Source organism: Arthrobacter sp. zg.Y820 (assembly GCF_030125555.1).
Classification (GTDB): domain Bacteria; phylum Actinomycetota; class Actinomycetes; order Actinomycetales; family Micrococcaceae; genus Arthrobacter_B.
Genome location: NZ_JASKLX010000001.1, coordinates 492,692 through 508,691, shown reverse-complemented (window position 1 = coordinate 508,691; position 16,000 = coordinate 492,692). Strand labels below are relative to the sequence as shown.

The 16,000-nt window shown below is 67.1% G+C and carries 11 protein-coding genes; 3 read left to right on the top strand and 8 right to left on the bottom strand.

Features of this window, described 5'->3' with window-relative positions; genetic code table 11:
* Positions 1-103 precede the first annotated feature (103 nt).
* From QNN99_RS02330 to exaC, 3 genes are read right to left on the bottom strand one after another with little or no spacing between them, the layout of a single operon-like run.
* Positions 104-505, bottom strand: coding sequence for a DUF779 domain-containing protein (locus QNN99_RS02330; RefSeq protein ID WP_442860461.1), 402 nt, complete (start codon positions 503-505; stop codon positions 104-106).
* The gene (gene adhP / locus QNN99_RS02325) at positions 505-1,524 is read right to left on the bottom strand and encodes an alcohol dehydrogenase AdhP (RefSeq protein WP_229964801.1); all 1,020 of its coding nucleotides are present in this window, start codon (positions 1,522-1,524) and stop codon (positions 505-507) included. Before adhP ends, QNN99_RS02330 begins: the two co-directional genes overlap by 1 nt.
* Before the next feature lie 60 nt (positions 1,525-1,584).
* Entirely contained in the window at positions 1,585-3,108 is a 1,524-nt protein-coding gene (gene exaC / locus QNN99_RS02320; RefSeq protein ID WP_229964800.1) for an acetaldehyde dehydrogenase ExaC, read from the bottom strand.
* Between the two features lie 124 nt (positions 3,109-3,232).
* Between exaC and QNN99_RS02315 the strand changes: the two genes are divergently transcribed.
* Positions 3,233-4,846: a DHA2 family efflux MFS transporter permease subunit gene (locus QNN99_RS02315; RefSeq protein ID WP_229964799.1), complete on the top strand. Its 1,614-nt coding sequence runs from the start codon at positions 3,233-3,235 to the stop codon at positions 4,844-4,846.
* A 34-nt stretch (positions 4,847-4,880) separates the two neighbouring features.
* Here the strand turns inward: QNN99_RS02315 and QNN99_RS02310 are convergent, their stop codons facing one another.
* Both QNN99_RS02310 and QNN99_RS02305 read right to left on the bottom strand, forming a co-directional pair.
* Complete coding sequence (locus QNN99_RS02310) at positions 4,881-6,260, bottom strand: helix-turn-helix domain-containing protein (RefSeq protein ID WP_229964798.1); 1,380 nt, start codon at positions 6,258-6,260, stop codon at positions 4,881-4,883.
* 145 nt (positions 6,261-6,405) lie between these two features.
* Entirely contained in the window at positions 6,406-7,827 is a 1,422-nt protein-coding gene (locus QNN99_RS02305) for an FAD-dependent oxidoreductase (RefSeq protein WP_229964797.1), read from the bottom strand.
* Between the two features lie 177 nt (positions 7,828-8,004).
* Between QNN99_RS02305 and rarD the strand changes: the two genes are divergently transcribed.
* Complete coding sequence (rarD, locus tag QNN99_RS02300; RefSeq protein ID WP_229964796.1) at positions 8,005-9,054, top strand: EamA family transporter RarD; 1,050 nt, start codon at positions 8,005-8,007, stop codon at positions 9,052-9,054.
* Between the two features lie 103 nt (positions 9,055-9,157).
* On the opposite strand, the gene QNN99_RS02295 is transcribed toward rarD, so the two are convergent.
* The 3 genes from QNN99_RS02295 to QNN99_RS02285 all read right to left on the bottom strand — a co-directional run bounded on the left by QNN99_RS02295 (position 9,158) and on the right by QNN99_RS02285 (position 14,227).
* On the bottom strand, positions 9,158-11,005 hold the full coding sequence (locus tag QNN99_RS02295; RefSeq protein ID WP_229964795.1) for a CAP domain-containing protein: 1,848 nt from the start codon (positions 11,003-11,005) through the stop codon (positions 9,158-9,160).
* A 338-nt stretch (positions 11,006-11,343) separates the two neighbouring features.
* Complete coding sequence (gene gabT / locus QNN99_RS02290; RefSeq protein ID WP_229964794.1) at positions 11,344-12,699, bottom strand: 4-aminobutyrate--2-oxoglutarate transaminase; 1,356 nt, start codon at positions 12,697-12,699, stop codon at positions 11,344-11,346.
* A 97-nt stretch (positions 12,700-12,796) separates the two neighbouring features.
* Positions 12,797-14,227, bottom strand: coding sequence for a gamma-aminobutyraldehyde dehydrogenase (locus QNN99_RS02285; RefSeq protein WP_229964793.1), 1,431 nt, complete (start codon positions 14,225-14,227; stop codon positions 12,797-12,799).
* 153 nt (positions 14,228-14,380) lie between these two features.
* Here QNN99_RS02285 and QNN99_RS02280 point away from each other — a divergent pair, with 153 nt between their 5' ends.
* Entirely contained in the window at positions 14,381-15,817 is a 1,437-nt protein-coding gene (locus QNN99_RS02280) for a PucR family transcriptional regulator (protein WP_229964792.1), read from the top strand.
* The last annotated feature ends 183 nt before the right edge of the window (positions 15,818-16,000 follow it).

Sequence of the window (16,000 nt, the reverse complement as noted above, 5' to 3'; positions counted from 1 at the left end):
GAATAAACAGCAACCTTACTATGCTCGGGCCGTGTTGTGCCCGCACTCCGTATTTTTACGGATTCCGGCCGGCACTGAACGGCTGGACGGCGATGGGCTCGCGTCAGACGTCCATCAGGCGGGAACGGATCAGGAACCGCTTGCCCTCCGGTGCTTCGACGGAAAAACCACTGCCCCGACCCGCGACGACATCCACGGTGAGGTGGGTGTGCTTCCAATATTCGAACTGTTCCAGCGACATCCAGAATTCCAGGGGCTCCCCCGGTACCAGTTCGAAGGTTCCCAGGAGCACGTCGGCCTCCGAAGTGATGAAGTCCCCCGCCGGAAAGCACATGGGCGAGGATCCGTCGCAGCAGCCCCCGGACTGATGGAACATCAGCGGGCCGTGTGTCTCGCGGAGCTGCTGCAGCAGCTCCTGCGCCTCCGGGGTGAGCGACACCCGGGAAAAACTCTCCCCGGGCATCGTCACGGCAGCGTCCAGGCCGGAATCCGACAGGGCACCCATCAGAACCCGATGACCACTCGGCCGTCGACCCGGCCCTCACGAAGCTCGTCCATCACGCTGTTGATCTCCTCCAAGTTGCGGGTGCTGATATTGGGATGGATGAGTCCACGGTCGTAGAAGTCGATGGCTTCCGCCAGATCCTGCCGGGTGCCCACGATCGACCCCCGAATCGTCAGGCCCTTGAGGACCACGTCGAAGATCGGCGTCGGGAAGTCTCCGGGCGGCAACCCGACGAAGACAATCGTTCCTCCGCGCCGGGCCATGCCGATGGCCTGGCCAAAGGCCTTTGGATGCACCGCGGTAACCAAGATGCCGTGGGCGCCGCCGACCTTGTTCTGGATGGCCTCGACGGGGTCTTCGGTATTCGCATTGACCAACACCTCGGCCCCGTATTTCCTGGCCAGCTCCAGCTTGTCATCGGCGATGTCCACAGCCGCGACGCGCAGCCCCATGGCCTTGGCATACTGCACGGCAATGTGTCCGAGCCCGCCGATTCCGGATATGACAACCCACTGCCCAGGCCGGGCCTCGCTGACCTTCAGACCCTTGTAAACGGTGACCCCGGCGCACAGGACGGGAGCGATGTCATGCGGGTCGGCGCCCTCGGGTATACGCGCCGCGAAGCGGGAATCCACGAGCATGTACTGGCCAAAGGACCCGTCCACCGAGTAGCCGCTGTTCTTCTGCAGCTCGCAGAGGGTTTCCCAGCCCGTCCTGCAGTACTCGCACGCACCGCAGGCATAGGCGAGCCAGGCGTTTCCCACCATGTCGCCGGGCTGCAGGTCGGTGACGCCCTCACCGACCTGCACCACCTCGCCGACGCCCTCATGACCGGGAATAAACGGCGGAGTTGGCTTTACGGGCCAGTCTCCGTCTGCCGCGTGCAGGTCCGTGTGGCACACGCCGGTCGCCACCAGTTTGACGAGCACCTGATTCGGACCGGGCTCGAGCACTGCCACTTCCTCGACGGAAAGTCCCCTGCCGAGTTCATTCACCACTGCTGCTTGCATGCTGGCCATTCTGTCCTCGATTCCTTGGACGAGCGGGGTTAAATCCAGCGTAGGCGGGTGCCGGCAGGCTTAGAAGAAGCCCTGCTTTGTTTCGGCGTAGCTGACCAGCAGGTTCTTGGTCTGCTGGTAGTGGTCCAGCATCATGGCGTGGTTTTCCCGCCCGATGCCCGAGGACTTGTAGCCGCCGAACGCCGAGTGCGCCGGATAGGCGTGGTAATTGTTCACCCAGACCCGCCCGGCCTGGATGTCCCGGCCCGCCCGGTAGGCGATGTTCCCGTTCCGGGACCAGACCCCGGCACCGAGGCCGTAGAGGGTGTCATTGGCAAGACTCATGGCTTCGCCGTAGTCGGAGAACCGGGCCACTGACACCACCGGACCGAAGATCTCCTCCTGGAAGATCCGCATGTTGTTGGTGCCCTCAAAGACCGTGGGCTTCACGTAGAAGCCGCCGGCCAGATCGCCGTCGAGCATCAGCCGCTCGCCGCCGGCGAGGACCTTGGCGCCTTCCTGGTGGGCGATGTCCATGTAGGAGAGGATCTTCTCCAGCTGGTCGTTGGAGGCCTGCGCGCCCACCATGGTGGTGGTGTCCAGCGGGTTGCCCTGGATGATCTGCGCGGTGCGGGCCAGCGCGTCGGACATGAAGCTGTCGTAGAAGGAGTCCTGGACCAGGGCGCGCGAGGGGCAGGTGCAGACTTCGCCCTGGTTCAGCGCGAACATGTTGAAGCCTTCCAGCGCCTTGTCGTAGAACGCGTCGTTTTCCTGCGCCACGTCGGCGAAGAAGATGTTCGGGCTCTTGCCGCCCAGTTCCAGGCTGACCGGAATCAGGTTCTGCGAGGCGTACTGCATGATCAGGCGCCCGGTGGTGGTTTCACCGGTGAACGCGATCTTGCGGATCCGGGGCGAGGACGCCAGCGGCTTGCCGGCCTCCACACCGAATCCGTTGACCACGTTCAGCACGCCGGCGGGCAGCAGGTCGGCGATGATTTCCATCAGCACCATGATCGAGGCCGGGGTCTGCTCGGCGGGCTTCAGGACGACGGCGTTGCCGGCTGCCAGCGCCGGCGCCAGCTTCCAGACGGCCATCAGGATGGGGAAGTTCCACGGAATGATCTGGCCCACGACGCCGAGCGGTTCATGGAAGTGGTAGGCGGTGGTGTTGTCATCGAGCTGGGACAGCGTGCCTTCCTGCGCGCGGATGGCTCCGGCGAAGTAGCGGAAGTGGTCGATGGCCAGCGGCAGGTCCGCGGCAAGGACCTCGCGGATGGGCTTGCCGTTGTCCCAGACCTCGGCGACGGCGAGCAGTTCGAGGTTCTCCTCGATGCGGTCGGCGATCCGGTTCAGGATCAGGGCCCGCTCCGCCACGGCGGTCTTGCCCCAGGCCGGCGAGGCCTTGTGGGCCGCGTCCAGGGCGAGGTCGATGTCTTCGGAGGTGCCGCGGGCAATCTCGCAGAAAACCTTCCCGGTGACCGGGGAGATGTTCTCGAAGTAGTTGCCCTTGACCGGGGCCACCCACTCTCCGCCGATCCAGTTCTCATACCGGGACTTGAAGGAAAACTTGGATCCCTCGGTGCCGGGCTGCGCATAAACGGTCATGTCTGCTCCTTGGAGGTGGCGACGTCGGTGTCTGACGTACCGAGGCTACGGACCCGGACGTTGCACCAAGGTTGCACGGGGAAATGGTTGCCCCAACGAATCACCGTGGAGCACAGTGATTCATATGCATCAGGAACCGGGCTCTCCAGCGGTCGGCCGATACCTTCGCTACCGCTGGTGGGGATTGGTCGCCATCAGCCTCGGCGTGGCAATGATCATCATGGACGCCACCATCGTTTCCGTTTCCATCCCCTCGATCGTGGCGGATTTGGGCATCTCCAGCACCGAAATCCAATGGGTCCAGGAAATCTACACCCTGCTGTTCGCTGCCCTGCTGTTGACGTGGGGCCGGATTGCGGACCGGGCCGGCCGCCGGCGAATCATGCTGATCGGCGTCGGAATCTTTGCTGCTGCGAGTCTCCTTTGCGCCGTGGCGGAGTCCGGCGGCTTCCTGATAACCGGCCGGGCGCTCCAGGGGTTGGGCGGGTCGATGATCCTGCCCACCACCCTGGCCCTGCTTAACGCCAACTTCCAGGGACGCGAGCGCGGCATAGCCTTCGCCGTCTGGGGCTCCACCATCGGCGGCATGGCCGCAGTCGGCCCGCTGCTCGGAGGGTGGCTCACTGAGAACGCCAGCTGGCGGTGGGCCTTCGGCATCAACATTCCCCTCGGCGCACTGATAGCCGTTGGACTGCTTCTGTTCGTGGCGGAGTCTTCGGAACCGCTGACCGGCGCGCGGCAACGGCTGGACATCAATGGTGCGTTGCTGTCCATCCTCGGCTTCGGCGCCCTGGTGTTCGGCTTGATCGAGGGCCGCAGCTACGGCTGGTGGTACGCCGACGACGACGCCCCCTTCCGTCTCGGCAGCCTCTCCCCCGTGCCGGTGGCGTTTGCGGTTGCCGCCGTCGCGCTGACAGCCTTCGTGATGGAGGAACGCCGGCGGACCGAGGCTGGCAGGGGCGTCATCCTGGATCTTTCGCTGTTCCGCATCCCCTCCTTTGCCAACGGCAACATAACCGCGCTGATCGTCAGCTTCGGCGAGTTCGGCCTGATCCTGTCCCTGCCCCTCTGGTTCCAGAATGTCCTTGGCTACTCGGCTTTCCAGGCGGGCCTTGCCCTGGTGCCGCTGGCCGCCGGGTCCTTCCTGGCCAGCGGTGCGGTGGCAGCCCTCTCCCGCCGGTACTCCCCCATTCTGGTGGTGCGGGTCGGCCTGTGCCTGGAGATCCTCGCCATCGGGGCGCTGGCGCTGCTGATCCGTCCGGACAGCACGGCCTGGCTAACCTCGCCGATCCTGCTCGTCTACGGCCTGGGCGTGGGCCTGGCAACTGCCCAGCTCACGTCGGTGGTGCTGGCCGAGGTGCCGGTGGCCCGCAGCGGTCAGGGGTCGGCGACACAGAGCACCGCCCGCCAGACCGGTTCCGCACTGGGCATCGCCGTCCTGGGCACCGCCTTCTTCACGTCACTGAAGGAGGGCACCGCATCACGGCTCTCCGACGACGTCGCCGCCAACCCGATGCTGGGGCCGCTGGTGGATTCGGTGAACGCCAGTTCCGGCGGAACCATCGGAGCCCTGAGCGCTGATCCGCAAACCGCGTACATCGCCGACGCCGCCCGTTCCGCAATGACCGACGGCGTAACCCTGGCGGGGTGGATCGCTGCCGGCGCGCTGCTGATCGGTCTCCTGACGAGCCTTCGGATCCGGCCCGTCAAACAGCCCGAAAAACCCCCGGCGGAGTGATGTGTGCCTGGGGTCCGGCGGCCTCCGCGCCGCGTTAGCCCAGTTCGTGCTCCAGCCGTTCCAGATGTGCCACCACGGCCGCCCGGCGGGGTGAGCGCAGCGGCATCAGCCGCAGAGCGAGGGACCAGGCCTCGACGTCGTGCCGGGCCTCCTCGAGTGACAGGTATCCGAGCAGCGTCTCGGGGCCGGCGTCGGAGAGCATCGCCTCACGCAGGACGGTGCTGACCTCGCTGCGCAGCGCCGTGATGGCCGGAGCCTGGGACCGCGGCAGCACCGGCCCGCGGTACAGGCCCAGGGCCAGCCGGTACGCTCCGCGCTCCAGATAGCCGAGCACCTGCCGGGCATCGATGACCAGCCCGTGCGGCAGCCGGTAGGGGCGGGACTGCGGCACCAGTGCGGGCCCCGGGACGCCGTCGCTGTGTTTTCCCAGCAGGTTGCGCAGCCGCAGCATCTCGGCCCGGACGGTGCTCACCGATGCGCTTTCCGGATAGACCATGACGGAGAGCTGGTCGGCGCTCAGCCCTTCGGGATGAAGCGCGAGGAGTGTGAGGAGCTCGGAATGCCGGATGCTCAGGGATGCGGCCCGGCCCCCGACGTTCACCACCGCCAGGTCCCGGCCAAGAATGTGCAGGCTGTCCTGCCGGAGGGCCGGCCTGGCGGCGGATCTCGGGGCAGACCTCAGGGCAGACCTGTGGGCTGTCCGGTGGACTGTTCGGTGGACTGTTCCGGACGATGCACCGGCGGCGTTCTGCAGCCGCTCCACCCGCAGGTGGCTTTCGGCCGCAGCGACGGTTGCCTCGACCAGTGCCAGGGTGTGCTCGGCCACGGCTTCGTCCCGGCCGGTGATGTCCACGACGCCCAGGACCACTCCGGTGTCCGGATCCCGGACCGGCACCGCGGTGCAGCTCCAGGAATGGACCTGCCTGCTGAAATGCTCGGCGCCGGCAATCTGGATGCTGCGCCCCGAGGCCAGGGCCGTTCCGGGCGCGCTGGTTCCAATGGATTGTTCGGACCAGTCGGTGCCGGGCACGAAGAGCATGCCCTCCGCGGTGCGGCGCAGTTCGTCGTCGCCCTCCACCCAGAGCAACCGTCCCAGCCCGTCGCCCACGGCCACCAGGAGCCCGCTGTCCAGGCCCGGGCGCACCAGCAGCTGCCGGATGACAGGCATCACGGCGGCCAGGGGATGCGCACGGCGATACTCCTCGAGGTCCGAACCGGAAAACACCAGCTGCGGAACGGCCTTGTCCGGATCGGTGTGATGGCCCAGCGACCGCTGCCAGGATTCCCGGACCGGGGGCCGGAGCCAGCGCAGGTAACCGTCGTGTGAGTCCAGCCCTTCGTGCGCCCGGGAGGCATCACGCTGCAGACCGTCAGCGGAACGCCGCGGCGGAGTAAGAAAGTCCTGATTGTGCACTGCCCCGACCTATCCGCGCTGATAAGGAGACCGCTGACACCGTGTTTTGTGGTTCCTGCTGTGGTGTGCGACACAGTCTACTCATACGACGCCCCCGCTTCCACGGGGAAGCGGGGGCGTCGTGAAGCCGGGAGGGGAAAGGGCGCTACTGCCCGCGGGCGACGCGGATCATTTCCTCGCGGTCCACTACCTTCACGCGTTCGCGCACCAGTTCGCCGGTGGCCGGATCCGGATGGATGTAGGAGGCGCCCAGGCTCTTTTCGTAGGCGTCCAGCTTCAGCCAGCCTTCCCAAGTGACGTACTCGACGCCGCGGTCTTCGAGCAGCTTGATGATGGAGTCCTCCTCGGGCTCCTCGGCGGCCGGCAGGTTCAGCCGGTCCTCCAGCAGGAAGCCGATGGTTTCCAGCGCATCGCCCTTGGTGTGGCCGATCAGGCCCACCGGGCCGCGCTTGATCCAGCCGGTGGTGTAGATCCCGGGCACCGGGGCGCCGGTTTCGTCGATGACGCGGCCGCCCTCGTTGGGGATGACGCCGCGGCGGGAGTCGAAACCGACCTCCGGCAGCTCCGAGCCGAAGTAGCCGATGGCCCGGTACACGGCCTGCACCGGGTAGTCGACAATCTCGCCGGTGCCGCGCGCGTTGCCGGTGCCGTCGAGTTCATTGCGTTCAAACTTCATGCCCGCAACCTTGCCGGGGTTGGCGGGATCCTCGTAGATCTCCACCGGGCTGTGCAGGAAGTGCAGGTGCAGGCGGCGGGAGGCACCGGAATCCTGCTCTTCGACCAGCCAGTTGGTCAGCGTGTTGACCATGGTCTTGGTCTGGTTGTTGCTGCGGATCTGCTCGTCCGAGCCTTCGTCGAATTCGAAGTCCTCCGGGTAGAGCACGATGTCGACGTCGCGGGAGTGCGAAAGTTCGCGCAGCTCCAGTGGCGTGAACTTCACCTGTGCCGGTCCGCGGCGGCCGAAGATGTGGACGTCGGTGACCGGCGACTTCTTCAAGCCCTCGTAGACGTTGTCCGGAATTTCGGTGGTCAGCAGGTCATCGGCGTGCTTGGAGAGGATGCGCGCGACGTCGAGCGCAACGTTGCCGTTGCCGATGACGGCAACTTCCTTGGCATCCAGCGGCCATTCGCGCGGGACATCGGGGTGTCCGTCATACCAGGACACGAAGTCGGCGCCGCCGAAGGAACCTTCCAGCTCAACGCCGGGGATGCTCATGTCAGCGTCCTTGATGGCGCCGGTGGCGAAGATGATGGCGTCGTAGAAGTGCCGGAAGTCGGTGAGGGTCAGGTCCTTGCCGTAGTGCACGTTGCCCAGGAAGCGGATGTCACCGCGGTCCATGACCTTGTGCAGGGCGTTGACGATGCCCTTGATCCGCGGGTGGTCCGGGGCCACGCCGTACCGGATCAGGCCGTACGGGGCCGGGTACTTGTCGAAGAGGTCGATGCTGACCTCGAAGTCCCGGTCAGCTTTGGTAAGGATATCTGCGGCATACACACCGGCGGGGCCAGCGCCGATAATGGCGACTCGCATGGGGCGCTGCGACCGGTCCGCGGCTGAATTAGACACTGATAGTCCTTCGTCTCGGGGAGGAAACCTCGTGCGGAATAACGCACAGTTTCCTATTCTAAATGCAGGTGCGCGACGGCGTCTAAACGGTTCGGTGCGGAAGTCACGGCGGATGGCTGCGGGTCCCCTTCCGGGCGCCGCGGGAATACCCGGACGCCCGTTGATGTTGAGCATCACGTGTCTGCATCCGACGGAATAGGCGCTTCGCGCTCCGCCACCTCCCCCGAGTCCATCCATTCTCCCGCCCGGCCGGCGGCCGGCGGATCCGCCGGCACCTCCGGCACGACGCCCGCCGGCGGCAAGGCCGCTCCCGGCACCCGGGGCGAGAATACCCCCGGGCTTCTCTTCGGCGTCGGCGCCTACCTGCTGTGGGGCCTGCTGCCCCTTTACTTCATGGTGCTGGTTCCGGCAGGAGCCATCGAGATAGTTGCCGCGCGCATCGTGTTCTCACTGGTGTTCTGCGTCGCCCTGCTCACCGTGATGCGCTCCTGGAGGACGCTGGCGGCCGCGGCGCGGAACCTCCGGCTGGTGGGCACCCTGGGCGGTGCGGCCGTCCTGATCGCGGCCAACTGGACCACGTACGCCTGGGCGGTGCTGAATGAACATGCAGTGGAAGCGGCGCTGGGCTACTTCATCAATCCGCTGGTGTCCGTCCTGCTGGGCGTCATCGTGCTCAAGGAAAAACTGCGGCCGCTGCAGTGGGTTGCCATGGGCGTCGGCTTTGTCGCCGTCCTGGTCCTGGGCCTGGCCTACGGCACCGTCCCGTGGATCGCCCTCATCCTTGCCTTCAGCTTCGGCACGTACGGACTGGTCAAGAAGGGCGTGGGCGGCAGGGTGGACGCCATCTCCAGCCTCACCATTGAAACCGCGGTCCTTACGCCCGTGGCCATCGCCGTCCTGGTATGGATGTCGGTCAGCGGCACGGCAACCATCCTGTCCAACGGTCCCGCGCATTTCTGGCTCCTGGCGGCCTCGGGCGTTCTGACGGCCGTTCCGCTGATCTTCTTCGGTGCCGCTGCCCGTCGCCTGCCGCTGTCCACCGTGGGAATGCTGCAGTATCTGGCTCCCACGCTGCAGTTCATCATCGCTCTGGCCGTGTTCAAGGAAGTCATGCCGCCGGAGCGCTGGGCCGGGTTCGGCCTGGTCTGGCTCGCGCTGGTGATCCTGACGGTGGACATGATGGGCGGACCCCGGCGGAACCGGATTCTCCGCGCCGCAGCGGCCTAAGACATTCTCCCCGCGGCCGCAGCGGCCTGGACGCAAAGAAGCCCCGCTCACCGGTAACGGTGGGCGGGGCTTCTTCGAATCCCGGTGAAGTTATCCGCGGAAGTTAGCGCGCCGAGGTGCTGCGCTGGCGCTGCAGGGCGACCAGGGCGACGGCTCCGGTCAGTGCCATCAAGGCACCGATTCCGCCGATTGAAAGCTGCGCGGCGTTCAGGCCGGTTGCTGCCAGTTCGGTGGTTCCGTCGGCAGCTGCGGGAACGGGCTGCGCGGCCAGGACCGTGACTGCCTGCTCCACGGTGAAGGTTGTCCAGCCGGAGAGGACTCCGTCCTTGAACAGCGCAACCTTGTGCTCACCGGCCGCAAGGACGGCGGGAACGGCAATGGCCAGCGAACCGTTGGCGTCGGCATCCATGGCGCCCAGGTTCACTCCGGCGGAGGGAAGGACCACTTCATAGGTGCCGGCCGCGTCCAGGCCGGAGATGCGCAGCTGGCTTCCCGAGGCAGCAGCGGTGACGGTTCCCCGTGCGGCGGCGGTGAGGAGCGTTTCGTTTCCGAGCGACACCTGTTCCATGGCCGCTGCGGCGGCCGCTTGTGCCTTGCGCTCTGCTGCCTGACGTGCGGCGGCCTGGTCAGCGGCGGCCTGCTCGGCCTCCGCGGCCTGCGCGACCTCCTCAGCGGAAGCCTTCTTGGCGGCTTCCTCTGCTGCGGCCTGCTCGGCAGCCTTGTTCGAAGCTTCCGTGGCCACGGCCAGTTCGGCGGCGGCCGCCTGCTCGGCAGCGATGTTTGCTGCAGCTGCCTGCTCGGAAGCTCCGGCGTCCTCAGCCGCGGCCTTCTCGGCGGCAGCCTTTTCAGCCGCAGCCTTCTTCTCGGCTTCAATCTCGGCGGCAGCCTTTTCAGCCGCGGCCTTCTTCTCGGCTTCAATCTCGGCGGCAGCCTTCTCAGCCGCAGCCTTCTTCTCGGCTTCAATCTCGGCGGCAGCCTTTTCGGCCGCAGCCTTCTTCTCGGCTTCAATCTCGGCGGCAACCTTCTCAGCGGCAGCCTTTTCGGCCGCAGCCTTCTTCTCGGCTTCGACCTTGGCGGCTTCGGCGGCCTTGGCTGCCGCTGCCTCCTCGGCTGCCTTCTGCGCGGCTGCTTCAGCGGCCTCCTGCGCCGCCTTGTCCTGCTCGGCCTGAGTGTCATCCGGCGTCACAGCGGGAGCTTCCTTCACGGGCGCCTTGGCGGCGGCTTCCTCAGCAGCCTTCGCGGCGGCATCAGCAGCGGCCTTGGCAGCAGCGTCAGCGGCGGCCTTGGCAGCAGCGTCGGCGGCTGCCTTCTCAGCGGCGGCCTGAGCGGCGGCCTCTTCAGCCGCTACGCGGGCGGCGGCCTCCTCGGCAGCGGCCTGTGCGGCGGCCTCTTCAGCCGCTGCGCGGGCAGCGGCTTCTGCTGCTGCCTTCTCTGCCGCGGCGCGGGCGGCTTCGTCCCGGGCTGCGGCTTCCTCGTCCGGAGACACGGCGTACTGGCCGAACCTCGCCGTGGCCAGGTAGGCGCCGCGGTTCGGTCCTGCGGTCAGCTGGACGGCACCGAGTCCGATATCGGTGTCGGCTGCCCGGAGCATGTTCTCGCGGTGCGGCGGCGAGTTGACCCACCAGGAGAAGGCCTCGTCAGCGCTCATGTTCCAGACGATGTTCTCCGGAAATGCGTAGGATCCGGGGCTGTGCTGAAAGACCCCGGCGCCGTGAATGTTGGCCTGGTCAGCAGACTGCTGGGTCCAGGACTGCGAGTCTGCGGACATCTGAGCATTCCAGCGCAGCGCCGGCAGCGCGTGCTGCGCCCGGTAGTCGTTGATCAGGACGTACAGGCGGCTGGCGAACTGCCCGTCCGCGGAACTTGCCGCGGCGGACGGAATCGAGATCACCGCCGTCATCAGTACGATGGCGAGCGTCGAGAAAACGCTCACAAGTTTCTTTAACCGCATGTCTATCCTTATGCCTCGAGACGCAGTGATAACACCGCAGCCACATGCACAGTCTCCCCAGAGAACTGCGGTGCCCGGCAAAAGCGTCACGGGGCAACGATGTGAACTTACCGTAGGTCACTCCAATAGACAATGACCCCTCCAATATCACCAGTAACTGGAATAACAAATTGGACACGCAGTAATCTGCAGCACAGACGCAAAGAGCGGCCGCGGTGCAGCGTGTGCTGCACCACGACCGCTCCGCCGCAGAGCCGTGGAGTTCACGCCCCACGGCTCTGCGGGCAAAAAACGCGGTTAGCTGAGCGGGTTTAGCTGGGCGGGTTGCCTGCGCCGGGTTAGGCGTGCGCCCTGACAGCTGCTTCCAGCACGTCCAAGGCATCGGCCAGCAGCTCGTCGCTGATGACCAGCGGCGGCAGCAAACGCACCACGTTGCCGTAGGTGCCGCAGGTAAGGATGATGACGCCCTCGGCCAGGCAGGCGGCAGCAATGGCCTTGGTGATGTCCGCGTCCGGCGTCTTGGTGCCGGGCTTCACGAATTCCAGCGCCAGCATGGCACCGCGGCCGCGGACCTCGCCGATTACGCCGGTCTCCTCCGCCAGCTGCTGCAGGCGGGGAACGGTCATTTCCTCGATCCGGCGGGCGCGGCCGGCCAGATCAGAGGTTTCCATGGTGCCGATCGCGGCCAGCGCGGCGGCACAGGCCACCGGGTTGCCGCCGTAGGTGCCGCCCAGGCCGCCCGGATGGACGGCGTCGAGCAGTTCCGCGCGGCCGGTGACCGCGGAAAGCGGCATGCCGCCGGCGATGCCCTTCGCCATGGTCAGGAGGTCCGGCACCACGCCCTCGTGCTGCACGGCGAACCACTCGCCGGTGCGGCAGAAGCCGGACTGGACCTCATCGGCAATGAACACGACGCCCTTGTCCTTGGCCCATTCGGCCAGCCGCGGCAGGAAGCCCTCGGCGGGCACAATGAAGCCGCCCTCGCCCTGGATCGGTTCGATCAGGATGGCGGCGGTCTGGTCCGCGCCGATCTGCTTTTCGATGGCCAGGATGACCCGGTCCGCCGCTTCGGTTCCGGTGATCTCCGGGTTTTCCTCGCGGTACGGGTAGCTCATCGGCATCCGGTAGATCTCGGAGGCGAACGGGCCGAAGCCGGTCTTGTACGGCATCGCCTTGGCGGTCAGGCCCATCGTGAGGTTGGTGCGGCCGTGGTAGGCGTGGTCAAAGGCGACGACGGCGTCGCGGCCGGTGGCGGAGCGGGCAATCTTGATCGCGTTTTCCACGGCCTCGGCGCCGGAGTTGAACAGCACCGTGCGTTTCTCGTGGTCCCCGGGGGTGACTTCGTGCAGCTTTTCGGCCAGCGCAATGTAGCCCTCGTAGGGGGTGACCATGAAGCAGGTGTGGGTGAAGTGCGCGACCTGCTCCTGCACGGCGCCGACGACGGCGGGGTCGGAGGCGCCGACCGATGTCACGGCAATGCCCGAGCCAAGATCAATGAAGGAGTTGCCGTCGACGTCGAGGACGATGCCGCCGTCGGCGTCGGCCACGTACACCGGAACGGAGGAGGCCACGCCCTTGGCCACCACGGCTGCCCGGCGGGTGTTGAGCGCGGCGGACTTAGGACCGGGGAAGGTGCCGGTGATGCTGCGCTTTTGTTCCAGCCGGTAGGAGGGCTGCAGGGCTTGGGTGCTCATGGTGATGCCTTTCGAACGGTGCTGCGTTTTCTGCGGTGGGGTGTGGTGTCCGGCGTTCCGGCCGATGTTGCGTCGGCCGCTCCGGCCGGCGCTGGTGTCAGGCGTCCAGAGCGGTCATGACGTGCTTGATCCGGGTGTAGTCCTCCACGCCGTACATCGAGAGGTCCTTGCCGTAGCCGGAGCTCTTGAAGCCGCCGTGCGGCATTTCGGCCGTCAGCATGATGTGCGTGTTGATCCAGACGGCGCCGAAGTCCAGGTCGCGGGCCAGGCGCATGGCCCGGCCGTGGTTGGAGGTCCAGACGCTGGAGGCCAGCGCGTACTCGACGTCGTTGGCCATTTCCACTGCCTCGTCCTCGGTGCTGAAGGACTGCACGGTGATGACCGGACCGAATGTCTCCTTCTGCACGACGTCGTCGTCCTGCCGGGCCCCGGTGATCACGGTGGGTTCGAAGAAGAAGCCCTTGGTCCCGGCGCGCTTGCCGCCGGTGGCAATGCTGCAGTGCGCTGGCAGGGAGTCGATGACGGCGTTGACGGCATTGAAGTGGTTGATGTTGTTCAGCGGACCGAAGTAGTTGGCTTCGTCGTCCTCGTGTCCGGTCTCCAGCGTCTTGGTGTGTTCCACCAGTGCGGCCACGAACTCGTCCTGGGCGGAGTCCTCCACCAGGACGCGGGTGATGGCGGTGCAGTCCTGCCCGGCGTTGAAGAAGGCGAACTCGGCGACAGCCTGGGCGGTTTTCTGCAGGTCGGCGTCGGCGAAGACCACTGCCGGCGCCTTGCCGCCAAGCTCAAGGTGCGCCCGCTTGAGCGTCTTCGCGGCGCCGGAGGCCACGGCGATGCCGGCGCGGACGGAGCCGGTGATCGAGACCAGGCCCGGCACGGGGTGTTCCACCATGGCGGCGCCGGTCGCGCCGGTACCCAGAATGACGTTCAGGACGCCGGCCGGGAAGATCTCGCCGGCCAGCCGGGCCAGGACCAGGGTGGATTCGGGCGTGGTGTCGGAGGGCTTGAGCACCACTGTGTTGCCGGCTGCGAGGGCGGGGCCGATCTTCCAGATCGCCATCAGCAGCGGATAGTTCCAGGGGGCGACCTGCGCGACGACGCCGATCGGCTCGCGGCGGATGAAGGAGGTGTGCCCTTCCATGTACTCTCCGGCGGCCTTGCCCTCCAGGAGCCGGGCGGCGCCGGCGAAGAAGCGCAGCTGGTCGGCGCCGACCGCCACTTCCTCGGCGGCAATGACCGAGCGGACCTGCCCGGTGTTGCGGTGCTGGGCCTCGACCAGCTCCTCGGAGTTCGCCTCCAGCGCGTCGGCGAGCTTGAGCAGCATCAGCTGGCGTTCGGACGGCGTGGTCCGCTTCCAGGTCTTGAAGGCCGCGGCGGCGGCGCCCATGGCGGCGTCGACGTCCGCCTGGACGGACACCGGAGACGACGCGACCACTTCGCCGTTGGCGGGATTGATGATCTCCAGCTGCTCGGTTCCCCGGGCCGGGACAAAATCTCCGTTGATGTAGTTCTGCAGCGTCTGGGCCATCGCACTGTCCTTTCGGGAGGATGCCCGAACGCCGACGCCCGGGGCTTTCCTCCAAACCTAAGCGGTGCACCGCGCGTTCCAAAGGGGCAACCCGACAAGAGGTGACGGCTCCAACTGTGCAGGCGACCAAACCGGAGCCCCTATAGTTGCTGCATGCCGATCTACCTTTCCGATCTCCTCGCCGCTCCCGGGCTTGACCTGCGCCGGCACGGTACCGCCCCGGTTGCCCCGGCCCCGCTGCAGTGGGTGGCGGTCACTGAGCTTGAGGATCCCTTTCCGTTCCTCGGCGGCGGCGAGGTGGTGCTGACCACCGGCCTGCGGCAGCGCACCGGCGCCGTCCAGCGCAGCTTCGTGGAGAGCGTGCACCGGGCCGGCGCGCTGGCGATCGGGTTCGGCACCGGCCTGAGCCACGCAAAGGTGCCGGCGGCGTTGATCGAAGCTGCGGATGCCCGCGGCCTGCCGGTGTTCGAGGTGCCGTATGACACGCCGTTCGTGGCGCTGGGCAAGATGGTCGCCGACGCCCTGTCCGCCGACCACGTCACCCAGCTGCGGGACCTGCTGGCCGCCCATCAGTCCCTGGCCGGGGCGCTGCTGGGCGGCAACGGCCTGCCGGGGCTGCTGCAGGAACTGGCCGGGCTGCTGGGCAACCATGTGGCGCTGCACCAGTACGGGGCACGGATTTTCGACACGGGCTCCGAGGCCGGGGAGGATTCCGGGGCCGCATCCCGGCACCGCGTTCCCATCGCAACCGGACTTCGGGACCGCTGCACGCTGGCGATCACCGAGCCCTACCGGCGTCCGGACATTGTCGCTTACGCCCAGAGCCTGATCAGCGTGGAATTGAGCAACCAGGCCCGGCGCCGTGCCCGCGACCGCGCCGTCACCGGGCAGCTGCTGACCGACGTCGTGGCCGGGCGCCTGACCGGCGGCGATGCGTCGCTGCGCTTGCTGGGCGCCGGGATTTCCACCGCCCGGCGGCAGCTGACCTTCCTGGTGGAGGTCGCGTCCGGGCAGGTCCGGGCGCTGCCCACCCTGCCGCTGCCGGCGGAATTCGACGGCGCCGGCACCGCCGTCGTCGACGGTCGGCTTGTCATCGTGGTGGCCGAGGGCAACGGTCCCGTACTGGCGCGGATCCTCGGCGCTTATCTGTACGGCAGCGGGCTGACCGCCAGGATCGGATTCGGCGGCTCGTACGCCGAACCTGCCGGGTTGCGCTGGAGCTATTTCGAGGCGAAGGAATCCCTGCAGCGCGGCCAGCACATCAACGAACCCGAGCGGCTGAGCCTCACCTCGCTGCTGATGTCCGGCGCCGATGTGCCGCTGGCCGATCTTGCCGCCGAGGCGCTGGATCCCCTGACGGACTTCGATGCCGCCCATGATGCGAGCCTGCTGGACACGCTGGAGCAGTATCTGGGCCTGAACGGTTCGGTGGCTGCGGTGGCCGATGCGCTCGGCCTGCACCGGAACACCGTCCGCTACCGGCTGGGGCAGATCACCGAGCTGACCGGCTACGATCCGGCCATCACTGCGGACCGCGTGCACCTGTTTCTGGCACTGAATGTGCGCCGGCTCGGGGTCGGCCGGGGCTGAGGTCTTAGGGTCTGGGGGTGGGGGGCCTTGGGGTTTGGTTCGCGGGGGCGGGATTCCAGCCGCGATCCCGCCGCGAGAGCGCAGCTCTGGCGGGCTCCCTTCCCCGAGAGCGCAGCTCTGGCGGGCTCCCTTCCCCGAGAATGCAGCTCTGGCGGGCTCCCTTCCGCGAGAGTGCAGCTCTGG

What these genes read in the sequence shown, in the direction of transcription:
- QNN99_RS02330 (WP_442860461.1), bottom strand. Translation starts at nt 505, where the DNA reads ATGGGTGCCCTGTCGGATTCCGGCCTGGACGCTGCCGTGACGATGCCC.
- adhP (WP_229964801.1), bottom strand. Translation starts at nt 1,524, where the DNA reads ATGGCCAGCATGCAAGCAGCAGTGGTGAATGAACTCGGCAGGGGACTT.
- exaC (WP_229964800.1), bottom strand. Translation starts at nt 3,108, where the DNA reads ATGACCGTTTATGCGCAGCCCGGCACCGAGGGATCCAAGTTTTCCTTC.
- QNN99_RS02315 (WP_229964799.1), top strand. Translation starts at nt 3,233, where the DNA reads ATGCATCAGGAACCGGGCTCTCCAGCGGTCGGCCGATACCTTCGCTAC.
- QNN99_RS02295 (WP_229964795.1), bottom strand. Translation starts at nt 11,005, where the DNA reads ATGCGGTTAAAGAAACTTGTGAGCGTTTTCTCGACGCTCGCCATCGTA.
- gabT (WP_229964794.1), bottom strand. Translation starts at nt 12,699, where the DNA reads ATGAGCACCCAAGCCCTGCAGCCCTCCTACCGGCTGGAACAAAAGCGC.
- QNN99_RS02285 (WP_229964793.1), bottom strand. Translation starts at nt 14,227, where the DNA reads ATGGCCCAGACGCTGCAGAACTACATCAACGGAGATTTTGTCCCGGCC.
- QNN99_RS02280 (WP_229964792.1), top strand. Translation starts at nt 14,381, where the DNA reads ATGCCGATCTACCTTTCCGATCTCCTCGCCGCTCCCGGGCTTGACCTG.